Annotated in this window: 18 protein-coding genes and 5 pseudogenes; 11 read left to right on the forward strand and 12 right to left on the reverse strand. The window is 68.8% G+C overall.

What is annotated here, in order from left to right:
* The first annotated feature begins 54 nt into the window (after positions 1-54).
* The gene (locus ACIQMV_RS36360) at positions 55-954 is read left to right on the forward strand and encodes an aminoglycoside phosphotransferase family protein (RefSeq protein WP_402597362.1); all 900 of its coding nucleotides are present in this window, start codon (positions 55-57) and stop codon (positions 952-954) included.
* Positions 955-1,029: 75 nt separating this feature from the next.
* Positions 1,030-1,615, forward strand: a pseudogene (locus tag ACIQMV_RS36365) (RNA-guided endonuclease TnpB family protein); the annotation flags it as partial.
* Between the two features lie 43 nt (positions 1,616-1,658).
* Here the strand turns inward: ACIQMV_RS36365 and ACIQMV_RS36370 are convergent.
* Positions 1,659-2,399 carry an IclR family transcriptional regulator gene (locus ACIQMV_RS36370; protein WP_402597363.1) on the reverse strand — a complete coding sequence of 247 codons (741 nt, stop codon included), beginning with the start codon at positions 2,397-2,399 and terminating at the stop codon, positions 1,659-1,661.
* A gap of 236 nt (positions 2,400-2,635) precedes the next feature.
* On the opposite strand from ACIQMV_RS36370, the gene hisC reads away from it, so the two are divergent.
* From hisC to ACIQMV_RS36405, 7 genes and pseudogenes are all read left to right on the forward strand, one after another.
* Positions 2,636-3,667: a histidinol-phosphate transaminase gene (hisC, locus tag ACIQMV_RS36375; protein ID WP_402597364.1), complete on the forward strand. Its 1,032-nt coding sequence runs from the start codon at positions 2,636-2,638 to the stop codon at positions 3,665-3,667.
* 97 nt (positions 3,668-3,764) lie between these two features.
* The gene (locus tag ACIQMV_RS36380) at positions 3,765-5,234 is read left to right on the forward strand and encodes a purine-cytosine permease family protein (protein ID WP_402597365.1); all 1,470 of its coding nucleotides are present in this window, start codon (positions 3,765-3,767) and stop codon (positions 5,232-5,234) included.
* A gap of 556 nt (positions 5,235-5,790) precedes the next feature.
* On the forward strand, positions 5,791-6,375 hold the full coding sequence (locus ACIQMV_RS36385; RefSeq protein WP_402597366.1) for a hypothetical protein: 585 nt from the start codon (positions 5,791-5,793) through the stop codon (positions 6,373-6,375).
* A 321-nt stretch (positions 6,376-6,696) separates the two neighbouring features.
* A pseudogene (locus ACIQMV_RS36390) lies at positions 6,697-7,099 on the forward strand (alkaline phosphatase family protein); the annotation flags it as partial.
* 94 nt (positions 7,100-7,193) lie between these two features.
* Positions 7,194-7,340, forward strand: a pseudogene (locus ACIQMV_RS36395) (MFS transporter); the annotation flags it as partial.
* Between the two features lie 207 nt (positions 7,341-7,547).
* A complete protein-coding gene (locus ACIQMV_RS36400) occupies positions 7,548-8,258 on the forward strand; it encodes a DUF4232 domain-containing protein (RefSeq protein ID WP_402597367.1) in 711 nt (236 codons plus the stop codon).
* A gap of 174 nt (positions 8,259-8,432) precedes the next feature.
* Positions 8,433-8,729, forward strand: coding sequence for an IS3 family transposase (locus ACIQMV_RS36405; RefSeq protein WP_402597400.1), 297 nt, complete (start codon positions 8,433-8,435; stop codon positions 8,727-8,729).
* On the opposite strand, the gene ACIQMV_RS36410 is transcribed toward ACIQMV_RS36405, so the two are convergent.
* Genes ACIQMV_RS36410 through ACIQMV_RS36425 form a run of 4 tightly spaced genes read right to left on the reverse strand, consistent with a single transcriptional unit; the run spans position 8,619 to position 10,918 of the window.
* Positions 8,619-8,846, reverse strand: a complete 228-nt coding sequence (locus tag ACIQMV_RS36410; protein WP_402597401.1) for an IS3 family transposase — start codon at positions 8,844-8,846, stop codon at positions 8,619-8,621. The two genes, ACIQMV_RS36405 and ACIQMV_RS36410, sit on opposite strands and share 111 nt — an antisense overlap.
* The gene (locus ACIQMV_RS36415; RefSeq protein WP_402597402.1) at positions 8,843-9,097 is read right to left on the reverse strand and encodes a transposase; all 255 of its coding nucleotides are present in this window, start codon (positions 9,095-9,097) and stop codon (positions 8,843-8,845) included. Before ACIQMV_RS36415 ends, ACIQMV_RS36410 begins: the two co-directional genes overlap by 4 nt.
* A gap of 10 nt (positions 9,098-9,107) precedes the next feature.
* Positions 9,108-10,253, reverse strand: coding sequence for a sensor histidine kinase (locus tag ACIQMV_RS36420; RefSeq protein WP_402597368.1), 1,146 nt, complete (start codon positions 10,251-10,253; stop codon positions 9,108-9,110).
* A complete protein-coding gene (locus ACIQMV_RS36425) occupies positions 10,250-10,918 on the reverse strand; it encodes a response regulator (RefSeq protein WP_402597369.1) in 669 nt (222 codons plus the stop codon). Before ACIQMV_RS36425 ends, ACIQMV_RS36420 begins: the two co-directional genes overlap by 4 nt.
* Positions 10,919-11,113: 195 nt before the next feature.
* On the opposite strand from ACIQMV_RS36425, the gene ACIQMV_RS36430 reads away from it, so the two are divergent.
* On the forward strand, positions 11,114-12,376 hold the full coding sequence (locus tag ACIQMV_RS36430; protein WP_402597370.1) for a DUF418 domain-containing protein: 1,263 nt from the start codon (positions 11,114-11,116) through the stop codon (positions 12,374-12,376).
* Positions 12,377-12,587: 211 nt separating this feature from the next.
* Here the strand turns inward: ACIQMV_RS36430 and ACIQMV_RS36435 are convergent.
* Positions 12,588-12,946: pseudogene (locus tag ACIQMV_RS36435) on the reverse strand (MerR family transcriptional regulator); the annotation flags it as partial.
* Positions 12,947-13,003: 57 nt separating this feature from the next.
* Positions 13,004-13,255 carry a hypothetical protein gene (locus tag ACIQMV_RS36440; protein WP_402597371.1) on the reverse strand — a complete coding sequence of 84 codons (252 nt, stop codon included), beginning with the start codon at positions 13,253-13,255 and terminating at the stop codon, positions 13,004-13,006.
* 73 nt (positions 13,256-13,328) lie between these two features.
* Here ACIQMV_RS36440 and ACIQMV_RS36445 point away from each other — a divergent pair, with 73 nt between their 5' ends.
* Positions 13,329-14,384, forward strand: a complete 1,056-nt coding sequence (locus tag ACIQMV_RS36445; RefSeq protein ID WP_402597372.1) for an ABC transporter permease — start codon at positions 13,329-13,331, stop codon at positions 14,382-14,384.
* Between the two features lie 100 nt (positions 14,385-14,484).
* On the opposite strand, the pseudogene ACIQMV_RS36450 reads toward ACIQMV_RS36445, so the two are convergent.
* The 5 genes and pseudogenes from ACIQMV_RS36450 to ACIQMV_RS36470 form a co-directional block, all read right to left on the reverse strand.
* A pseudogene (locus ACIQMV_RS36450) lies at positions 14,485-14,889 on the reverse strand (transposase); the annotation flags it as partial.
* Positions 14,890-15,421: 532 nt separating this feature from the next.
* Positions 15,422-16,417, reverse strand: a complete 996-nt coding sequence (locus ACIQMV_RS36455; protein WP_402597373.1) for a hypothetical protein — start codon at positions 16,415-16,417, stop codon at positions 15,422-15,424.
* Positions 16,414-17,778: a cytochrome P450 gene (locus ACIQMV_RS36460; RefSeq protein ID WP_402597374.1), complete on the reverse strand. Its 1,365-nt coding sequence runs from the start codon at positions 17,776-17,778 to the stop codon at positions 16,414-16,416. The genes ACIQMV_RS36455 and ACIQMV_RS36460 overlap by 4 nt, the downstream gene beginning before the upstream one ends.
* A gap of 47 nt (positions 17,779-17,825) precedes the next feature.
* Positions 17,826-19,424, reverse strand: a complete 1,599-nt coding sequence (locus ACIQMV_RS36465) for a prenyltransferase/squalene oxidase repeat-containing protein (RefSeq protein ID WP_402597375.1) — start codon at positions 19,422-19,424, stop codon at positions 17,826-17,828.
* Entirely contained in the window at positions 19,421-20,545 is a 1,125-nt protein-coding gene (locus ACIQMV_RS36470; protein WP_402597376.1) for a polyprenyl synthetase family protein, read from the reverse strand. The genes ACIQMV_RS36465 and ACIQMV_RS36470 overlap by 4 nt, the downstream gene beginning before the upstream one ends.
* Positions 20,546-20,631: the final 86 nt, after the last annotated feature.

Below are 20,631 nucleotides of genomic sequence, written 5' to 3' on the forward strand. Positions count from 1 at the left end.
TAATCACTTGCCTGGTACGTCCTCACCGGTGAGGATCAGCGGGTGCTTACAGCTGTGTCGGACGGGCGCGCGGGAATCAACGCCGCTCTGGTGAAGCGGTTGATCACCGCTCAGTTTCCTCAGTGGAGCCCTCTGCCTGTGGTCCCGGTGGCTGTGGACGGCTGGGACAACCGCACCTACCGCCTCGGTGACAACATGACGGTCCGCCTGCCCACCGCAGCCGGCTACGCCCCTGCGGTCGACAAGGAATGCGACTGGCTGCCTCGCCTGGCCCCCGCGCTGCCGGTGGCTGTCCCCACGGTCCTGGCCAAGGGAGCCCCTGGCGCGGGATACCCCTACCCCTGGTCCGTGCGCGGCTGGCTGCCCGGCGAGACGGCTTCTCCCGAACGCATCGACGACATGACCCAGTTCGCCACCAGCGTCGCCGGGTTCATCCTCGCCCTTCAGCGCTGTGACTCCAAGGGTGGCCCCCTCGCCGGCGCGCACAGCGGGTATCGCGGCACGTCACCCGCCCACTATGACGACGAGACGCGTCGCTGCATCACCGCCCTGAGCGGCCGGATCGACACCGTGAGGGCCACCGAGGTCTGGCAAGCGGCACTCGAGGCCCCCCAATGGCGCGGAACGCCGGTATGGTTCCACGGCGACCTCGGCGGCAACAACCTGCTTGTCACCGACGGCAAGCTGTCGGCCGTCATCGACTTCGGTACCTCGGGCATCGGCGACCCGGCCTGCGATCTCGTGATCGCTTGGACGATGCTCCGCGAGGAAAACCGCGAGGCATTCCGCCACACAGTTGGCCAGGATGACGGCACCTGGGCCAGGGCCAGGGGCTGGGCGCTGTGGAAGTCCCTGCTGACGTTGACCCAGTGTTCCGATCTCAGGGACGGGCGAGTCGCCATCCATCTCGATGTGATCGACGCGGTGCTGGCCGACCACGAACGCTTCGCGTAGCCGGGACCGACACTGGCGCACTCTCCCTCCGCCCAACGCCACCCACCAACAGGTCGCTTCGTGTCTCATCGAGCTATCGCCAACCCGAGGCACGAACGCAAGGAGCGCGCCCGCCTGGTCAGGGCCCAGCGGGAGCTGTCCCGCAAGGCCAAAGGCGACGGCGCCAACCGGTGCAAAGCCCGGCTGAAGGTCGCGAAGATCCACGCCCGGATCACCGACCGCAGGCGCGATCACCTGCATAAGCTGACCACTCGACTCGTGTGTGAAAATCAAACGCTCGTCATCGGACCTGACCGTGCGCAACATGGTCAAGAACCGGAGCCTGGCCCGCGCCATCAGTGATGCGGCGTGGTCTCAGTTCCGGAGCCTTCTGGAGTACAAGGCCGCCTGGTACGGGCGGGAAGTGATTGTGGTCGACCGCTTCTTTCCGTCCTCCAGGCAGTGCTCCGCTCGCGGTGCCCTCGCCGAGAGCATGCCGCTGAGCGTCCGTACCTGGACGTGTGCCTGCGGGACGACCCATGACCGGGACGTGAACGCGGCGAAGAACCTCCTGGCCGCCGGGCTGGCGGCGTCGGTCTGTGAAGCCGGTGTAAGACCTCAACGGAGAACTTTGGACGGGCAGTCGGCGGCGAAGCAGAAAACCTCACAGCGCGAGCCGTGAGAATCCCCCTCCTCCAGGAGGGGGAGAAGTCAAGGGAGCGTTGTCAGGCCGGGGCTGCGCCGAGTAGTGCGGAGGTCCGGCCGGCGGCGTCGCGGACCTGCGTGACGAGGGTGTCGAAGTCCACTGCGGTGTCGCGCAGGTAGCTCACGCCGACGGCGCCTTGGCAGCCTGCCGGGTTGAAGACCGGTGCTGCGACGCAGGTGACTCCTGGTGTGATCTGTCCGTTGTCGGCGGCGAAGCCGCGTTCCCGGATCTCGGTCAGCTCCGCGGTGAGCTTCTGGAGCGGATTCGCCATGCCGGTGTCGTTCGGCGCGGTCAGTTCGATGTGTTCGGGCAGGCGTTCTTCGGCCAGCCAGGCGAGGCAGGCCTTGCCAACGGCGGTCAGGTGGGACGGAAGGCGCGCGCCGACAGAGCTTGCCAGACGGATCCCGAGGCCGGGTGGGTCTTGCTTGCACAGGTAGACGGCGTCGGTGCGATCGAGGATCGCGTAGTGCGAGGTGACCCCGAGTGCGCGGGTGAGTCGGCTCAGCTCGGGGGTCACGATGCCGGTGACGCCGACGCGGCGCAGGTGGGCGGAGCCGACCTCGAATGCCTTCAGGCCGATGGTGTAGGTGGCCGGTTTGGGCAGCGACACGAAGGACTCGTTCACCATGTCGCGCAGGATGCCGAAGGCCGTGCTCTTGGGTATGTCGAGCTTTTCGGCGATCTCGGTCAGCGTCATCGCCTCGTCTGCGTGGGCCAGTAGGTCGAGGATGCGCATGGCGCGGACGACGGATGTACTCACGTTCCTCCTCCGGGTCTGTTCGCATATAGAAACACCGTTCCCCGGGTGTCATCAATGGGTCCGCTGCGCTCGGCAACCGGCCATTGACACTCCGGTTGAGCCGCTCCTATGGTGCCTCCGTCCGTATAAGCGTTTCGTTTTCGTATATACGAACGAAGCCTTTTGTTCCTGACGCGCGGGCGAGCACGTCGGCCCGCGGCCGGACGACTGGCATCGATCCTGGGAGGGTCTCTTCAATGATCAAACCTCGGCCGTGGCTGAGCCGTATCGAGCCCTACCGGCCCGGTGTGCATGCGAGCAGCGAGGACGGTTCGCTCGCGTCCAACGAGTCGCCGCTCGGCGCGAGCCCGCGGGTGGCCCAGGCGGTGGCCGAAGCCGCTGCAGGGGCCCACCATTACCCGGACCCGTTGGCGGGTGAGCTGCGCGGCGAGCTGGCCCGGCTGCACCAGGTCTCTCCCGAGCAGATCCTCGTGGGCAACGGCTCCGACGAACTGATCTTCCTGCTGGCGTGGGCGTATCTCGCTCACGGCGGTCGCGCGGTCTGCGCGGACCCGGCCTACCGCATGGACGAGATCAGCAGTCAGGTGGTCGGTGCCCATCTGACGAAGGTTCCGCTGCGCGCCTGGGCCCACGACCTGGACGCGATGGCCGAGTTGGACGCTGACATCGCCTACGTGGTCAACCCGCACAACCCGACCGGCACCGCGCTGCCGCGGGCGGCGCTGGAACATTTCGTCGCCGAGAGTCGTGCCCGCCTGGTCGTGGTGGACGAGGCGTACATCGACTTCACGGACGACCCGAGCACCACGACCGCGATGCCTCTCGCCCGCGAGGGCAGGGTGGCGGTCCTGCGTACCTTCTCCAAGATCCACGGGCTCGCTGGTCTGCGAGTTGGCTACCTGGTGGCGGACAGCGCCATAGTGGAGACGCTGCGCAAGATCCGCGCCCCCTTCTCAGTCGGTGTGCTGGCACAGGCCGCCGGCCTCGCCGCCCTGCGGGATGCCGGGCACCACCAGGCCGTCCGCCGGCACACCCTCACCCACCGAGAAGCGCTGACCAGCCTCGTCACCCGCGCCGGCTACCAGGTCGTCCCCTCCCAGGCCAACTTCGTCCTGATAGAAGCCCGGGACGAGACAGAACTGATCGACAGGCTCGCCAGGCACGGCGTGGCCGTCCGCCCCGGCAGCGCCCTCGGCGTGCCCGGAACCGTACGCATCAGTGTCCCGACGACCAGGGGGCTCGAACTCGTGGAGCGAGCTCTCGCCTGACGCCGCCCGGCCCTTGACCGAACCGGTCCGTCAGACCTGGCCGCAACACCTCGCACACCTCGCCCAACTCCACACCGTCGCCGTAGGAGGCGCACCCATGGCACAACTGGTTCCGCCCGTCAGACCCACCGGGCGCGTCGAACGCCGCACCATCGACGTCGTGCCCGAATCCGAGCGCCACGGCAGACCCTTCAACCAGTTCACGCTGTGGTTCGGCGCGAACATGCAGATCACCGCCGTCGTCAACGGCGCGCTCGCGGTCGCCTTCGGTGCCGACCCCCTGTGGGGGATCATCGGCCTGCTGATTGGCAACCTGCTCGGCGGCATCGTTATGGCGCTTCACTCCGCCCAGGGTCCGCGCCTCGGCCTGCCGCAGATGATCTCCAGCCGCGCGCAGTTCGGCGTCCTGGGCGCAGTCCTCCCGCTCGTGATGGTCATCGTGATGTACCTCGGCTTCGCCGCCACCGGCACCGTGCTGGCCGGCCAGGCCGTCAACGAGATCGTGCACACCAGTGCCCGCCCGGTGGGCATCATCGTCTTCGGCGCCCTGACCGCGCTGGTCGCGGTACTCGGATACCGCTACATCCACGCCCTGGGGCGTGTCACGACCGTTCTCGGCGGCATCGGCTTCGCCTACCTGGCCTTCCGGCTCGTCACCACCACGGACCACCTCAGCTCCCTCCTCGGAGCCAAGCCCTTCAACGCCGCGACCTTTCTGCTCGCGATCTCTCTCGGCGCCGGATGGCAGCTGACCTACGGCCCCTACGTCGCGGACTACTCCCGCTACCTGCCCAGGACAACCTCCCCGCGCACCACCTTCCACTGCACCCTGTGGGGCAGCGTGCTCGGCTCGCAGTGGTCCGGGTCCTTCGGCGCACTCCTCGCCGCCCTGCCGGCCGCTGCGGGGCACGGCTTCCTCGACAGCCAGATCGGCTTCTTGGGACACCTGGGCGGCAGCGGTGCGGTCGCGCTGCTGATTTACCTGGTCATCGTCGTGGGCAAACTGACCGTCAACACTCTCAACGCCTATGGCGGGTTCATGTCGATCCTGACCACCGTCTCCGCCTTCACCAGCGAACGGCGGATCTCGTCGCGCGTGCGCACCCTGTACATCACCAGCTTCCTGGCGCTGTCCGTTCTCGTTGCCCTGCTGGCCAGCCACGACTTCCTCAGCAACTTCAAGAACTTCGTCCTCACCCTGCTGATGGTCTTCACCCCTTGGAGCGCCATCAACCTCGTGGACTACTACCTCGTGGCCAAGGAACGCGTCGACATTCCCGCCCTGTATGACCCCGACGGCCGCTACGGCCGTTGGAACCCCGTCGCGCTCGGCTGCTACGCCGCCGGGGTCGTCACCCAGATCCCCTTCCTCGCCCAGACCCTCTACACCGGCCCCATGACGAAGATGCTCGGCGGTGCCGACATCTCCTGGATCGTCGGACTGGTCGTTACCGCCGCCCTGTACTACCCCCTCAGCCGCAGTCGATCCCGGGCACCGGAACAGATGATCTACCCGGAGGGCTTCCTGTCCGACACCGCCCCCGCCAGCGCCACAACTCCGAGCTGATCACAGCCGGCGCAACCTGTGGCAGTACCTGCCGCCGGAGCGTCGGCTGCCCAAGTCTGGCCCCGCCGATGCCCTCACGCACCATGCGCCGCACGAACGCCTCCGCGTTGTCGTAATCGGGCGGGTGCCAAGCGGAGCCCTTCAGCCAGACGGAGCGCCGCGTCACGTCGGGTATCTCCGCACTACCGCCCACGAGCCGGCTGATCGGTATGTGCGACATCGAGGTGCCGAGGGCAAAGCTGATGCCGAAGAACGTGGCGGCAGCTCCGACGGCCGGCTCTCGATCTCCAGACCCCACCGGATCATCCCCCGTTCACCGCTGCCTGAGCCGCCAGTGTGTTACGTCGTCCGGACGGCCAGAGCGCGTGCGAGATGCGCGGGGAGGATCGGCGCGGCTCGGCCTCAGCTCCCGCTGAGGCGGTCACGGCACCTTCCCCGCGGCGCTACCGTGATCGGCCTTCAGGCATGATGATCACCAACGAGTGATCCATGAGAAGGGGCATCCGTGCACGTAGATAGGCGCTGGGCCAGATCCGCTGTCGCCGCGGCAGGGGCGGTGATTTTCTTCATCACCGCCTGCGAGGGGCCGTCAGCCCTGGCAGACGGTGAGAGCTCGCCGAATCCCGACTTCGCGGCTTTCCAGGCCAAGCCCTGTCCAAAGCTCACCGATGCCGACAAGGCCAACGGCCACCTGATCACCACGGCCGCCGGCCCGCGCGAAGGCATCACCGTCCGCCCCGGCGGCGAACCGCAGACCGTCCTCGTCAAGCTCTGCAACACCACCGGCAAGGCACTCCGCGACATCGCGCTCTCCGCGCAGGTCGAGTCCAACTACGCGGGCGAGCAGCCGCCCAAGCTGACGGTGGAGCGGCGCGAGGCCCCCGACGGCGACTGGCATCCCGTCGAATTGGTCGTGGCCAACGACTACCAGCCGTTGACCGGCGCTTCCGGTGCGCAGGACCTGCCCGCCCAGGGCACCCGCACCGTGGAGTACCGGATCAGCGCTGCCGAGCACGCCCCCGCGGGCCGGGGACGGCTCGGTATCCATGCCGTCCGGGCCGACGCAGACCCGTTCGACGTGGAGGACATGCGGGGCGGCGGCAGCGGAGGATTCCCGCTCACCACCGCCTCGCGCGAGTGATGGGTCCGACAACATCCGACGCACGGGGGCCAATCCTCACGAGCGGATGCGACAGCTACACACGATGAGAGCGGCGCTTCAGCAGGTCAGCGAATTCCTTCGGTCCCTCCGCCTCGACGGCCCGCCGCCCTCACGGGCGGCTGGGTGCTTCGGCCCCGCCGCCCCGCTCCAGCACCTGTGCATGGAGTACGGCCCTTCGGCGGCACCGGGACCGGGCTTCCGATGAGGGTGTACCCCTCCTGGCCGGTCGGGGATGCGCGGTCCCCGACCGGTCCGGTCTGCGCCGGCGGACCCTGTCGGACGTGTTCGCTACGCCCAGGAACCGCGCTCGTCATCGCCTACGACGACTCCGACGGCTGGTACGACCATGCCTATGTCGCCCCGCGCAACGACTCCAAGGACACCTCCCTCGGCTCCAACGGCAAGGCCACCGACAGCCCCGCCTGCCAGAAGGGCCCCAAGGCGTCCGGCGGCTACGCCGACCGCCGCGGCCCCGGCACCCGCCAGCCGCTGCTCGTGGTCTCGCCGTACAGCAAGGTCAACAAGGTCGACCACACCCTGACCGACCAGGCGTCCATCACCTGGTTTCCCGAGGACAACTGGCGTACCGGCCGCCTCGGCGGCCATTCCTTCGATGCCACGGCCGGCCCGCTGAAGGGCATGTTCGACTTCCGGCACCCGAACAATGAGCAGGTTCTGCTGAACGCGGACGGCTCGATCAAGCACGACGGTCCGATCAAGTACGTTGCGCCGGTGACCATCAGCATCACGCCGGATTCGGCGATGCAGGACATCGCCACCACCGATGCCTCCGCGTCTTCGGCGTGACATCACCGGCGCCGGCCGGGGCGGCACTGGCGGTGCCGGGGCTGGGCGTCGCGGGGGTCGTGTACGCGGTGGACCGCTGGCGAGCCGTTCCGCGGACGGGGCGGGAGCGCCTGGTGGTCTCCCCTGTGCTGGAGTAGCCGGAGGCGCTGCACCGCTGACGGGCACGGCGTGAACACCGGTGTGCCTGCGCCCAGTTGCTTGTTACCGAATGCGGACAGACCCGAGTGAACTACGCCCGCCACCGGGTCATCTCATGGGGTGCAGCGAAACAGTCGATGCGGCCGGTCGCCCTGCGGGAGCAGGGGAGATGCCGCGTCCTGACAGACCATGGGGGAGCTTTCATCATGACCATGCACCGTGCCCGCCGTACCGCCCGTTCCGTCACCCTGGCCGCCGTGACCGCCGCGCTGGCGCTGGGCCTGACCGCCTGCGGTGGCGCCGACGACGGCTCGAAGGCGGCGGGCGGCGACCGCGCCGCTGGTACCGCGCGGAGCCGGTCCGTGTTCAACGGGGGCGGCAAGGGCGGCGCGGAGCAGGCCCACAGCGGTGGTGACACCAAGGAGGGGGCGCGCTCGGCGGCCGCTGCGGGCGGGACGGACGAGGCCGCGAGCAAGGGCACAATGGCCGGCGCCCAGCAGTGCCGCGGAGACGAGATGCTGGTCACCGCTGTGCACCGGTTCGCCGGTCAGCAGGGGGACCACCTGCTGGTCACCGCGTCGAACGAGGGCGCCAAGCCATGCTGGGTCACCTCGTACCCGGCGGTGAAGCTCGGCGAGGACGTCGACGGCGCCGCACTGCCGCACTCGAAGAAGGACAACCCGGGCGGCGACAAGCGCATCACGCTCCGGCCCGGAGGCAAGGCATACAGTGCGGTGAACCTCTTCGACTACGGCTCGAAGAACCACACGGCGCACTCGTTCGCCATCGCGCTGCGCGGCGCGGACGGTCACAACGGTCCCTTCTACTCCGTCGATACCAAGGGCCAGAAGCCGCAGTTCAGCTGGAACGAGGCCGACGTGCTGAACTGGAGCACCAAGAAGCCGTACGACTTCTGACGGCCCGCCGGCCAGTGACGCGAACAAGGGCGGGCGACACCCTGATCGACACCGATTACCAGGACGGCGTCGGCGTCGGCTTGATATACCGGGCGGTCAGCGCGGACCGCTGCTGAACAAAATTCCCGACCCCCCAGGGACGAGTACGTGTCCGTCCGCTGATCACGGGTGAGCATGTGCACCTGGGCCGGCCGGGGTGCTTGTGGGACTCCGCCTATTCACGCTGTCCTGCGACGCGATGGCGATCGGTGTGGTCGGCGTCGCATTGCGCGGCTGATGCGGCAGGCCGAGCTGGTCGGCCGTCACCGTAGACGCCGCCACCGCACCACAATTCCGGACCCGCAGGTGGGCACCCCGTCCCTAACTGGTCCTGCGGGACTTCCAGCCCGACCCGGCAGCGGTCGGCCGGCGGATGGTGGTACGGATCTTCTTCCCGCGTCGGGCGCCCTCAAGACCGAGGTCAGGCATTAGCCGGGCGACCGTGCAGCGGGCCACGGGTATGCCCTCGCGGTGCAGCTGCCGCCAGACCTTCCGCACTCCGCAGGCGCCGAAGTTGTCGGCGTGGACGTGGCTGATCTGCGTCTTCAGCTCCGCGTCGCGGAGCGACCGGGAACTGGGGGGGTGCGGTTCTTGGCCGCATACGGGGTGCTCGCCGAGGCCGCCTTGAGGAGCTCGTTGGCCCGCCGCAGCTCGGCGTTCTCGGCCCGCAGCCGCTTGATCTCCGCGGCCTCCTCCGAAGTCACCCCGGGACGCCGGCCGGCGTCGACCTCGGCCTTGCGGACCCACGTCCGCATCGTCTCGGCGGAACCGATGCCCAGGTTCGCGGCGTCCACCTTCATCGCGGCCCACTCAGTTGGGTAGTTGGGGCGCAGCGCTGGCCGGGGGCGGCCTGTGCTGCATCGGCAGCTCCACATGCAGCTTGTACCCACCGTCGACTGTGCACTCGGTGGCGATCGTACCGCCGAGGAGCTCAGCGCGTTGGCGCAGGCCGGCGAGGCCGTGGTGGGCGCTGGGCAGGGGTAGAGCCGGCCGGGTGGGGGCGGTGTTGATGACGGTGGTGTGGAGGGCGCCGTCCCTGTGGCGGATGTGTACCCTCGCCGTGGCGCCGGGGGCGTGTTTGCGGACGTTGGTCAAGGCTTCCTGGACGGAACGGTAGACAGCGCGTTGAATGCCGGGCGGAAGGTCTTCGGGCAGGTCCGTCTCCAGTTCCGCTTCGATTCCACTGCCGCCGACCAGTTGCCGCAGGTCGGCGATGGAAGGCTGGGGAGTGAGCTCTGTGGGGCGGCTGCCGGATGCGCGCAGCACGCTGACCATGTGCCGCAGTTCGTCCAGGGTCTGCACGCTGAGCCGTCGGATCGTGGCCGCGGCCTTTCTGGTCTCGGGATCCCGGCTGCCCACCTGGAGTGCTCCGGCCTGTACCGCGATGAGACTGACCTGGTGGGAGACCACGTCGTGCATCTCCCGGGCGAGTTGTGCGCGTTCCTTCGCCAGGACGCTCTGGGCGGTCAGCAGCCGCTCGTGCTCGCGGGCCTCGGAGATTTCAGACAGTCGAAGGGACAGTTCGCGTCGGGCCTGCACGAGCTGGCCCAGGAAGACGGGGGCGACTGAGACGGCCAGGGTGTAGGTGAGGTGGACCAGACTCGAGGTCTCGGCAAGGTCGGCCGCCTCCAGGGACGACCACGGCCAGGGCAGGAAGTCCGTGATCGCGTAGGCCAGGGCGCAGCCGGCCAGCAGGATGCGGTGGCGGCTGAGAGAGGAGAGCGTGTACAGCGCGGCCAAGGTTGCGAATACCGCGTCGGAGACCATGGCGGTGGGGAGTGTGAACACGAAGGTCGTCAGTGGCAGGCGGCGACGCAGCGCGAGGGCAAGCGCGGCGAGCAGCGCGCAGGCCATGGCCGCGTGCTCCTCGATCTCGATGTGGGCCCAGGCATCAGCCAACGACGCCCCGATGAGGGCGGCGTCCAGCAACCGAGCCGGCGGGCGTCGGACGTTCAATGGGTGTCCCCATCCCGTGGTGGCGGCAGGAGGCCCGCGCGTTCGGCGATCAAGGCCGCCTCGACGCGGCTGCTGACCCGCAGTTTGCTGAGAACGGCGCTGACATGGCCTTTGACGGTGCCGGTGCTCAGGTGCATCCGTTCGCCGATGTCGGTGTTGGCGAGCCCCGCTGCTATGAGTATGAGGACGGCACGCTCGCGTTCAGAGAGCCGGGCAGTGAGTCGGACAGCGGAGGGCTCGTGCGCACCCTTGTCGAGGAAGCCGTCCACCACTGTGCGGGTGACCTTGGACGACAGTACGGTCCCACCCTCGGCCAGGGTTCGTACCAGGTAGGGGAGATGCTCGGGGTCGGTGTCCTTGAGTAGAAAACCGGCGGCGCCCGAGCGCAGGGCGGTCGCCACGTACTCGTCGGTGTCGAACGTGGTGAGCATGGCCACCACTGGAGGATCGGGGATACGGCGAATGTTGGCCAGAATGGTGAGCCCGTCCACGTCCGGCATCCGGATGTCCAGCAGGACCACGTCAGGGTGCAGCTCGCCCACCGTCCGGACGGCCTGACTGCCAGGTACCGCGGCGATGACCTCAATGTCCCCAACAGCGTTGAGAATATGCGTGAAGCCCAAGCGGATCAGGGCTTCGTCGTCGACCACCAGTACCCGGATCACGTGCGCTCCGCTCGTCGCATGCCCGCCTTTCGATCCTTACCACGCCGGAAGCCGTCTGTCGGCGTCCGACATGCGTTTCCCGCCAGACGGCGGCGCGGGTCCGGCCAGTCGGCCAGGTAACTCCGGCCAGTCGACGGGGCGCCTCTGGAAAGTCGCCGGGGTGGCTGGGACGACTGGTCGGTCGACCTTGAAGGCATGACGCAGAACGCATCGTTGACCCTGTCGGCACAGGTATCACGTGAGCTCGGGACGGATCGCTCGTCCACCCCGGTCAGCGCGTCGTCGACGGGCCGGCTCATCGGTATCGACCTGGCCCGCGGGTTCGCCGTCTTCGGCATGTACTCCGCCCATGTTGGACCCGACGTGACAGTGGGCGGACCGATGGGGATCCTCCTGGAGATGGCGCGGGGCCGCTCCTCCGCCCTCTTCGCCCTGCTCGCCGGCTTCTCGCTGGTCATCATCACCGGCCGCCCGCATCCGAGGACAGGGCGCCACGGCCGGCAGGCGGTCGTCAGGATCGTGATCCGCGCCGTCATCCTTCTGGTGCTCGGCTACGCCTTGACCGCACTGGACACCCAGGTCGATGTGATCCTCAGCTTCTACGGGCTGCTCTTCCTGTCCGCTCTCTCGCTGTACAGATTGCGGGCACGGACGCTCGCACTCATCGCCGGCGCGGGCGCACTCATCTTGCCCCAAGTCCTGTACGCGGTAAGGAAATCGATCGAGGAGGGGAGTTGGGCGGATGCCATCACCGCCGGCGACCCGCTGGCCAGGATCAGCAACACCAACGGCATCATCGAACTTTTGTTCACCGGAGAGTATCCGGTTCTCACCTGGATGCCGTTCCTGATCGCGGGCATGGCGGTGGCCCGGCTCGATCTCTCTTGCTCCCGCATCCGCTCCCGGCTTGCCCTCACCGGCGGGGCACTCGCTCTCCTTGGCTACGGAGGCTCCTGGCTGGCCCTGCGCCTGGTCCCCCACGCTCTCTCCGCCGTCGCGGCCGCCACGGACGGCGGTTCGGCGTCGTCCGCGTGGTGGTCCGACACCGTCGGCGAGCCACAGAACCGCACCCCGCTCGCCTGGTTGCTGGTGGCCGCACCGCACAGCCAGACGACCTTCTCCATCCTCGGCAGCACGGGCATCGCTCTCCTGGTGGTGGCCACGTGTCTGACGGTCGCCGACCGCATGCCGCGCCTCACACGTCTGGCCACACCCATTGCGGCGGTCGGTATGACAGCACTGACCGTCTACGTTCTGCACATCGTCGCTCTTTGGTTCTTCACCGACGTTTGGCACGTGACCAGGGTCGAGGACGGGACCATGGCTGCCTTGCCCGTACTGCTCGGCTTCATCGCGGGCGCCACGCTCCTGGCGACGGTCTGGACCCGCCTGTTCCGGCGCGGCCCACTGGAGTACCTGCTCCACATCGCGACCCGGCCCGCCCAGCTCATCAAGTGAGACGGCGGAGGCTCCCGCCCAGCCGGCGGCCCTGTGCGCCGTCATCGTCTGCCGGGGCTGCCGCCGTGGCACGGTCAAGGCTCCGCGGCGTCGACCATGCAGCCCAACTCGCCGTTGGTCTGGGCGCGCTGACGTCCCGACTGCTGTGAGAGGGCCGGTTGGAGTGATCCGGCTCCCTCCGGAGCCGGATCAGACCGGGACATGGGCAGGGGCGCCTGAAGTGTGCGCACCAGGTGAAGTCTTCGTGATCGCAGTCCAGAGCGCACTCGATCAGCTCGAGTGAGTACTGTGCGGTGGCGATGCGGGAGCACAAGGCCGCGGCCTGCTCTTGCAGGATGTCCCGCCGCTTTCGCGGGGTCGGCCGTGGCGGCCAGGGAGCGGATGGTGTCGAGGGACAGTCCAGCTTCCTGGGCGCGGAGGATGACGGCGACGCGGGTGAGGTGGTCGACCCTGTAGCGACGTCGGCCGGCAGAGTCGCGGTCGGGGGCGAGGAGGTCCATCGCTTCCCAGTGCCGCAGGACGTGCGTGGCGAGAGAGACCGAAGCGTTCCGCGACGGCCCCGATGCTCATCGCCGCGACTTCACCGCCGGTCGACGCGCTGTGTTCGCACCTGCCAGCGCTGCACTGCTACCTGGGGGACTTGCCTGTGCGGGAGCCACCGATCAGGCAGAGTGGCTGCCCTTCCTTGATCCACTCGGAGCTGGCAAGCGTATGGATCGTGGCTGGGGCGATGTTGGGGCTGGCGTCGAAAAGCCTGAGGTCAGCGGGGCCTTCTCCCGGGGGAAGGTTCGCCGCCCTGGCCCGCAGCTTCGACCTGCGGCGGGCCAGGCCGTCGTACTCGGCCATCAGCGGTTCGGCGACGAAGCTGCGGCAGGTCATAAGACCGAGGTCAAGGCGACGCATCCGGTGCGGCAGCCGGACGCTGCACTTCGCCCCCCATACGATCACAGCTATGGGCGAACATCGGTCCGCAGCGGAGCCTCGTCGGCGGCCCCGTCAGGGTGGATGGTCGCGGCTGACGTCCTCGCGCTTCGTGCCGGCGGTGGTGATCTCGCTCATCGTCGCCGCACTGGCCGGTCTCTTCGTCGGTGCCTACTGCTGGGCGATGGCCAATCCCGTACCGCATCGTATCCCCGTCGCGGTGACGGGGAAGTCGGCCGGCGGCGATCGGTTCGTCGGTGCGCTGGAGTCCGCGCTCCGCACCTCGCTGGTCCTGCACCCGTACTCCGACTACGGCAGTGCGCTCGCCGCGGTCGACGCGCAGAGGGAATTCGCGATCCTGCAGCGCCGTCCGGCCGGCGTGGAGGTCGACGTGGCGAGCGCGGCGGGTGCGTCGGTCGCCCGGGTCCTCGGCCAAGGCGCCCCGGAGGTGGGCAGGGCGCTCGGAATCTCCGTCCAGGTCAGGGATATCAAGCCGCTTCCGGCCACTGACCCCCAGGGGCTCGGGCTCTTCTACATCGCCCTGGGCTCGACCATCCTGGGTTTCGTCGGTGCCATCCAGCTCGGGGTGCATGCCCAAACGCTGCGCCCCGCCGAACGGATCGCCACTACCGTCGGCTATTCCGCGCTGGGTGGCCTGTGCATTTGTGCCATGTCCGACTGGGTGCTCGGCGTGGTGCGGCTGCCTTTTGCCCAGTCGTGGGGCATCTGTACGCTCACCATGTTCACAGCCGGCATGATCTTTACTGCGTTCCACACCTTCCTGGGCCGCTGGGCACTTCTGCCGACGTGGCTGCTGCTCGTCATCCTCGGCAACCCCTCCTCCGGAGGCGCAGTTGCCTGGCCGCTGCTCCCTCCGGTCCTGGGCTTTCTGGGACGGTTCCTGCCACCGGGCGCATCGGTGAGTGCTCAGCGCAACGCAATCTACTTTCCTCACAACCAGCACATCGAGCCCTATGTCGTGCTCGCTGTGTGGTGCCTGGTCGGCATGTCGGTCTTTCTCGTAGGGCGTGCACGCCACCCAAGCGCTCGGGCGAGCGCACCGGCCACTGAGCCCGGTGCGGGATGAGCGTGAGGGGCTTCCGTCGCACGGGGACTGGGTGGCCGACTCAGGCGCGGGCGCTGCGACCCATGGTTGAACCAACGTCGTCAGCCGCCCCCACCCATGGTCATCGCCGCGAAGCGGCTGGGCGCCGCGCGCATCGTTCGCCATGCCGCGTCACATCGACCGTCAGGCGCTCGCCCGCAGGTTCGAGCACGCTGATGCGGTGGCGGGCGTGGCGGAGAAGGGCCTGGGTATGGGTCTTGCCGCGGGCTCGGCGTTTGTCGTGGCAGGTACCGGAGACGGGATCGTGCAGGGCGGCGAGTGCGGACAGGAACATCGCGCGTTCGAGTTGCCGGTTGCCGCCGCTCGGGGCGTGTTCGCCGTGGATCGAGGTTCCCGAAGACTTCGTCGTCGGGGCGAGGCCGGCGTAGGAGACCAGGTGGGCGGCGGTGGGGAAGCTGGTGCCGTCGCCGACGGTGACCAGCACGGTGGCGGCAGTCCTGACCGCGACCCCCGGAATCGAGGGCATACTTCGGCCTTCAAAACCGCAGCCCGTTGGCCGTCATGCCCGAGCACCACAGGCGCGGTATCGGCTCGGCCCTGGTCCGACACGGGCTGAAGCTGCCCTCAGCTTCACCCGACCGCTGCGACGGCCAGGAGCCGAAGGTCTCTCACCCCCGCTCGACTTCAAGTGCCTCGTGGCGCACGTGGTCCTCGGCCCAGTCGATTCCGCAGGTTGCGTGCACCACCCGCTCCCTGCGAAGCGTCGCTGTCCATCGGCATCAAGCCGCGGCGGGGCCACTCGGCGACCTAAGTGAAGCGCTCGCTGGCGCATCACTGCTCCGCCCCTGCCGCGGGGCGGAGCCGGAGGGATTGCCCGGTCCGGCGGCCGAGGTGCGGGCCTGGCGATGCGCCGACGGTGTCCTGGTGGCCCGGGGCCGGCACTCGGCCACCGGTCTGGACCAAGACGCATGTGGCGACGGAAAGGTGAGTGCGGCCTTGGCGTCGGGGTGATCACCAGCCGGTCCAGGTCGTACGAGCGCCGACACACCCGCTGGTCGTCAAGGTGAGCGGACGGACCGGGCAGGGCCGCATTCGGGGCCTTGGTATCGGGCATGGCTGGTGTGCCAGATGAAGGAGCGGGCGATGCCCTCCAGGGCGCGGGCGTGGGCTGTGAGCGTGCTCGGGGGATCGCAGGCGAGGCTTGTGATCCATTGCCGGGCGACGGCTGCTTCGTTTTCGCACATACCGCCGGCGTGCGCAAACGCCTCCTGGAGGTTTCCGCCGTGCCGCGCCCGCAGCAGCGTGGGCAGGCTCAATGGCTGCACCGGCCCTCGCGCCACCTCACGTTCGTAGGAGGCCAAGTCGTTGATCCATCCCGCGAGATTGGCCACAGCGATCTCCAGGTGCCGCACCGGCGCCAGCGCCCGCTGCGCGTCCGCCAGTTCGTAGTCCAGGACAATCTCCGCTGCAGCAATGATCGTCCTGACGAACACGGTGTGCGGACGCATCTCCAGATAGGTCGCGAGCGCAACCCTCTCCGGCTCCGCCACATGGTGTGCCTCCCAGACCAGAGCCATGATGGTGTCGCGCAGGCTTGCGGCAAGTCGGAGGTACGCGGCTGGGCCGGTCCGGGCCCGGAAGCGGGCAAGCAGGTCGTACAGGGCGGCGGGGAACGGGCCCCTGAGGGGAGGCGGGCTGCCGCCGGCCAGGACAAGCATCAGCTCAGCGGAGCGGTCGACAAGAGCAGCCGGGTCGCCGGCGGCGTTGCCCTCGCCGTGCACGTCGTCGAACGCGGTGAGCCACAGCAGGAGTTCCGCGAACAGAACCAGATCGTCCGCGTCGGCGGTCGGGAAGGTACGCGATGCCCCGTGACTCGTGATGTTCACCAGAACACTCCTGGCCTTGGCGGAGGGGAGCAGCGGGTACTCGTCCAGCCAGCCGAGGAGTTGGCGTTCCGTGTGATTCCCGTGCGGACTCGCGGGGAACGGACCGGGGAACGTGGCGGTGAAGTCTGGTTGAGGCAGCATCGTCGCCGCATCGCCGGTGCCGGTCATACGGCCTCCCGGTGGCGGCGCACGGGCGTCCGCGCCTCGGCGGTCATGCGCAACGTGGACGGATGCAGGGTGATCGCTCCGACCGGCCGAACGGCAGGTCCTGGGACGGGCCGCAGCCGCCAGCGGGACGCGATCAGGGCCGTGATCAGGGTCGCTTCGGCCAGGGCGAACTCGTTGCCCATGCATTGCCGCTTTCCGGCCCCGAACGGAATGAACGCCCCCTTCGGGGGCTGCGGACGCTCTGGCAGCCAACGGTCGGGATCAAAGCGGAGCGGGTCAGGGTACAGGCCGGGATCACGGTGCAACGTGTAGGGGCTCCACACGATGTCCTCCCCGGCCGGCAGATCCACGGCTCCGAGCCGCACGGGCTCGGTGGTCTGACGGGTCACCAGCCATGCCGGGCTGTACAGGCGCAGACTCTCGTTGACCAGTCTGCGGGTGAACGTGAGCTGCGTCAGAGTCTTCGTGGTCAAGGGCTCGTCCGTGAGGACCGTGTCGGCCTCGTGGTGCAACTGCTGCTCCAGGTCCGGGTTACGGCCCAGCTCGTGGAACAGCCAGGTCAAGGTGACCGCAGTGGTTTCCGAACCCGCCGCGAGCAGGCCCGTGACCTCGGACAGGATGTCCTCGTCGGCCAGCGGCGTACCGTCCGGCTCCTGGGCGGACAGAAGGAGAGACACGATGTCGTCGTGGGCTTCCGGCCGTGCCAGGTGGTCGGCGATGACCTCACCCACAGCAGCACGCATCACATGGCCGGCACGCCGCGCCCGCCGGTTCCCCCGGGTCGGCAGCCGTTCGAGGAGGGGAAGTGGCAGCAGGGCACGGCGGAGCGCCGCGGCGAACAGGGTGTCGACGCTCTCGAGGATCGCGTGCCCGGTGTCGCGGTCGGGAGTGGTGGAGAACAAGGCCCCCATGACGACGTTCTGCGTCATCAACTGCATCTCGGTCTTCAGATCCAGTGGCCCCGTGCTCTGCCATGCCGCGATCATCGGATCGACTGTGGTGTGCATGGTCCGGACGTACTGGTCGACCTGTTGGTGGTGGAACGCGGGTTGCATCAGGCGGCGGCGCCTCAGGTGCCGGCTGCCCTCCGCGACCGGCAGGGCATCCTTGCCGAAGAGTTTCAGCTTCTCGAACAGGAGCCCTTTGCTGAAGTGCCCCGATTTGCTGGTGAGCATCTCCTGCAAGAGCTCGGGAGAGTTGATGACGGTCACAGTCTTCGGGCCGATCGCGATACGCACGATCGGCCCGTGCTCGCGCAGGCGCTGCAGAAAGGCCAGACGGTCCCTTGCCAGAGGCACCGCGTGTCCGATGAGCGGCACACGCCCTGGAGCGTATGGCGGAACGTGCAGGTCGGCGTTCACGGTTGGTGCCTCCGTCTGTGATCCGGGCTGAAGGGGGGCGGGACGGTTCAGGGCCGGCGTGTCTGCAGCAGCTCGAGCGCGGCGGTCACCTCGGCCTGTGCCATGGCCTGCGGGGCGTAAAGGGTCTTGTCGTGCCAGAGGGCAGGGTGGTGGTGGCCGGAGGAGTGGACGGCTTCGCGCAGGATGTCCTCGGCGAGTTTCAGGGCCTGGGCGGCCTCTGGCCTGCCCGCGTGATCCGGGGAGTTGAGAAGGATGTTCACGGCATAGGCGGTCTCCTCGGCGGTGCCACCCCACACCCCCCAGGATCCGTCGTCGCCCTGAGCGGCCAGTACCCAGTCGGCGGCCGAGCGGACGGCGTCGCGGGTGGTCGGGCCCGTGTGCCCGGAGAGAGCAGTGACGCACCGTTCGGTGGCGTAGTAGGGGGACGCGTGCCACTTGTCGCACCAGGCGCCGTCGGGCTGTTGCTGGGCGAGGAGCCAGTCGCGGGTCAGGTCCATACGGGCCTGGAGAACGTCACCTGTCGTGGGCTGGTGGCTCAGCCAGGAGGTGAGCGCCTGGAGGGCGTGGGCGTTGGCTGTGCTGGAGCCGGTGTCCTCGCCGACATAGCAGTCGTAGTGGTCGCCGGCCTCGAAAGCGGACAGCGGGGAGGGGTCGCGGGGTGAGCCGGCGAGGGCGGACACCAGCACCGCCATCGCGGTGTCGTCGGTGTCGGGCAGCAGGCCCGGGGCGCCGCGTACGCCGGCGGCGTCGTAGATCTCCGCAGCCCAGGCGCGGACGGGTGGCACACACGTGGCGGGCAGGCCGGGACGGGCCAGGGCGGCGGCGACCCAGAGCCGCTCGAAGACGGAGATCGGCGTGGCCTCCGGGAAAAGACCGTCATAACGCTCCGCCACGGCGGTCAGCGCAGTGACCGCCTGTTCCCGGCCCGCGCCGGGTCCGGTGGCCAGCCAGGCGGCGGTGGCGGCGGGGGAACTGCCCAGCAGCCCGCCTGGGACGCCAGGCACCATCTGCGGCAGGCGGCGCGCGACCCCTTCGAAGGTGTGGTGCAGCTTGAGTGGCACACCGCCGGCCACCTGGCACCGCTCGGCCACGCGGTCGGGCAGCGCCGCCTGAAATCCGCGCGGTTGAGCCATGCGCTGCCCGCGGGCCCACGGGCCGAGCCGGGGCAGGGCCGCGACCTCCGGCTGGTCCAGGTGGTCGTTGATCAGGATGACCAGGTCGGGGGCGAGGATCTCGATGGCCGCCGTGTCCGGCCACCCACCGGTCCTGGACAGGTCCCGCAGCGCTGCGAGCCCGTTGTCCACAGCCGCGGCGAGCCGCTCGCGCGAGACGCCTGCGGCCGTGTCCTGGCGCAGCGTGGACAGGAGGGCTTCCGTGGCGCTGAGCGTCGGCAGTAGCCGGTACGGCGCGGGGCCCTCTCCCCAAGTGCCGGCGGCGGACTGCCTCTCCAGCAGCCACGTCAGACGGCGTTCGTGTCCCTCCAGCCATGGTGCCCAGGAGGTCACCCGGGCCGTCTCATACACGGAGGGACGCACGTTGCCCCAGGGATCGTTGTCGACCGACGTCACCAAAATCTGGGCCCGCTCCACGTAGCTGTTCGTGTGCCGTGCCCGTATCGGGGTCGCCTGGTGGGACATGGATCTCATGACTGCCTTTCCGTGGCTATCCATACGATCTGTTTCAGCGTCTCGGCGACGTCCTGGGGCAGGTCTGCTTCTTCCAGCGTGGCGAGAGCGGTGTCGCGCCTGGCGGTGATCATCTGTTCGACCCGCTGCCGGGCGCCGGTGGTCTCCATGACGGTGCGGACCCGGTCGATGTCCTCGCTCCCCAGTTCCGGGCTGCCGACCAGGGTGCTGAGCAGCTTCAGGTCGGCCCCGGAGGCGTCCTGGACCGTGAGAGCCAGGAGCGCGGTGGCTTTGCCCTCACGGATGTCGTCTCCGACAGGCTTGCCGGTCTGTACCGGATCACCGAAGACGTTGAGCACGTCGTCGCGCAGCTGAAACGCTTCTCCCAGCGGGATGGCGAAATCGGTGCAGGTCTGCAGCAGCTGCGGATCGCCGCCGGCCAGGGAAACGCCGAGGTGCAGGGGCCGTTCCACGGTGTATTTCCCCGTCTTGTACCGGGCGACCCGCAGCGCGGCCTCGACGTCGCCGGACATCCGGTCGGTCGACAGCAGATCCAGGTACTGCCCGTAGACCAGCTCGGCGCGCATGCTGTCCACCAGCGGCAGGACCCGGGCCCGTGTCCCGGCTCCGAGCCCTGCGCCCGCCAGCATTTCGTCCGACCACACGAGCAAGAGGTCACCGAGGAGGACGGCGGCACCCCGGCCGTGCGCCTCCGCCTTGCTGAGCCGCCCACCGCCGCTCATGTACTCGGCGGCCAGCGCGCGGTGGGCCGAGGGCCGTCCGCGGCGGGTATCGCTGTCGTCCATGACGTCGTCGTGGATCAGGGCGAACGTCTGGAACAGCTCCAAGGCGGCGGCGACGCGAAGGACCGCGTGGAAGTCTTCCGATGCGCCTGCGGCCTGCCATCCTGCCACGCACAGCAAGGGGCGCAGTCGCTTGCCGTTGGAGAAGAGAAGTCGGCGGACGGTGGTGAACAGCGGTGCCATTTCCGGGCCGAGTGCTGCCCGCTCCTGCACGACGACGAAGTCCTCGAGTACCGCGTCTACATCGTCACGAACGGATATAAGGGTCGGAATATCGGTGTCCCACGCGGTACCAGCCATCGATGCACGTACCTTCCTTGAAGCGAGAATCCCAGGCAAATTCGCCCTTTTCCCGTGGCCGGGCAGAACACGGCCCCCGGGTTTGCACCCCGGGGGCGGTCGGTCAGCTGTCGGTGTTGGTGATG

Source organism: Streptomyces sp. NPDC091412 (assembly GCF_044756885.1).
GTDB lineage: Bacteria > Actinomycetota > Actinomycetes > Streptomycetales > Streptomycetaceae > Streptomyces.